Source organism: Candidatus Infernicultor aquiphilus, from assembly GCF_002784285.1.
In the GTDB taxonomy this organism is placed as follows: domain Bacteria; phylum Atribacterota; class Phoenicimicrobiia; order Phoenicimicrobiales; family Phoenicimicrobiaceae; genus Infernicultor; species Infernicultor aquiphilus.
Window position 1 is genome coordinate 1 of record NZ_PFKO01000356.1, and the last position, 1,325, is coordinate 1,325.

Annotated in this window: 2 protein-coding genes and 1 pseudogene; all 3 read right to left on the bottom strand. The window is 32.8% G+C overall.

All coding sequences use genetic code 11. The features are described 5' to 3' along the window. Nucleotides 1–425: hypothetical protein (locus COZ07_RS10005; protein ID WP_406608421.1), on the bottom strand; the 425-nt coding region annotated here is incomplete at its 3' end. After that, nucleotides 391–804, bottom strand: coding sequence for a hypothetical protein (locus tag COZ07_RS10010; protein WP_406608422.1), 414 nt, complete (start codon nucleotides 802–804; stop codon nucleotides 391–393). The genes COZ07_RS10005 and COZ07_RS10010, both read right to left, overlap by 35 nt. An 86-nt stretch (nucleotides 805–890) precedes the next feature. Continuing rightward, nucleotides 891–1,325: pseudogene (locus COZ07_RS10015) on the bottom strand (hypothetical protein); the annotation flags it as partial.

Sequence of the window (1,325 nt, forward strand, 5' to 3'; positions counted from 1 at the left end):
TTTTTAAAATATAATTCAATTTCCTCATTAGTAAGATCATGAACATTTTGCTTAATTTCTTCTAAGTTCATCCCGTCAACAATCATAAGTTTTATTCTCCTCTCTCTGTCTATGTCATTTTCAAGTGTAATTTTAATTAAGTTACCATTCATATCTTTCTTAAATCCAACGAGTGGAGAAGCAGAAAGTTTTGTAATTACAAGCCAAAACTTTTTATCCTTAAATGTTGTATGAAGTTCAATAGTCGAAGTGAGTATTGGATTAATCTTTTCATACTCGCTTCGTATGTGCTTAAACTTTCTAAGCATACTTCGAGCATCTGCTTTGCTGTGGCACTCAAGGAAAAGAGATTCTCCAGAATCTAACTTTTTAGCTTGTTCGAACCAGGATTCAATAATATCCACGATAAATATTTCTCCTTTCACTGAGATACATTTTAATAACTGTGGCTTTTTCCAAGCCGTTAAGGAACGGAGGGCAATTAAAACAAGTAAATGAATGTACTGTAGTAATTTTAACTTTTTTATTTAAAGGAATTTCATTAAGCCTAATTGCTTGAAGATAATCAGCTCCCTTATTCTGCTTCATTATAAAGTTTTCTGTCCATGTTGTTTTGCAAGTTGAACAAATATGGTTAATTCGAAGGTAGTATGGCTTCAAATAACGACGTTCTTTAATTATTCTTCGCTGAGCTTTTCTTTTATATCCAAGTTTTGCGAGTAACATTAAAGCTTCTTTTTTCTCATCCTCGGTCATAGTTGATAGTGTGGACTCAATAAGTTCTTGATTAATGTTTTCTTCCATGGCATAATCCTCCTATTTTAATTATTTAAGTTCTGATAATCTTTTATTTAAATCTCTAATCTTGGGTACATAATTCTTCCTTTTAGTTAGATTATTTCCAGAACTACTGGATGCCTCGGGACCTTCCGATCTTTAGATAATTCTTGATATTTAACTTTAATACTTCTTCCAATTAAATACTTCTTATCTGCCCAATAACTATTACGTTGTAATGCAGTAAACCCACTTCCTACGCTAAATTCCTCCCCTTCCTGAGTAGAGCAGATTATGCTTCCAAGACTATTCTTTACGAAGCCATCTTTATCTACTTCTTGGTTATATCCTATGATTGAATAAATGTCTGATTTCATCGGCTTGTATTTAAGCCAATTTGTGGACCGCTTTGTCTCATAGAGACTTCGCGGATTCTTAACTACGAGTCCCTCATAACCAAGTTCTAAATAAAGTTTAAGGCATGCATAAACTTCTTCCATATTATTACAAACATCATAAGGTACAAATTGGACACATGACGTAAGATG